Below are 335 nucleotides of genomic sequence, written 5' to 3' on the forward strand. Positions count from 1 at the left end.
GGCGACTCCCACTTCATCAAGCCGGATGATTTCAAGACCACCAATTCCCCAACGAGTCTTCTTCGCTGTGAAAAATGTAATGAGCTCTGGTTTGAATTCTGACTTAACAGTCCCTTCCAGCAAACGCCAGACGAACTCCACGGCAAGGGTTGTTTTTCCGATTCCTCCGTCGCCATAGAGCATACAGGCGCGCGACCCGAAATCGTTCGTCCACTCAGTAAGCTCCTCAATTTCTCGCTCTCTTCCTGTGAAATCAGCAGTCAACCGATCAGGAATCAGGGCCAACGGAGACCATTCCTGATGGTACGAACGCCTTATCTCGTATTTCAGGGATT

At 50.1% G+C, this 335-nt stretch carries 1 protein-coding gene; it reads right to left on the bottom strand.

The genetic code is table 11. The features are described from left to right. Positions 1-285 (bottom strand): hypothetical protein (locus SB717_RS34390; RefSeq protein WP_410907332.1); only part of this gene is annotated, 285 nt, incomplete at its 3' end. Between the last annotated feature and the right edge of the window lie 50 nt (positions 286-335).

The sequence above is a fragment of the Priestia sp. SIMBA_032 genome (genome assembly GCF_046535215.1).
Classification (GTDB): domain Bacteria; phylum Bacillota; class Bacilli; order Bacillales; family Bacillaceae_H; genus Priestia; species Priestia aryabhattai.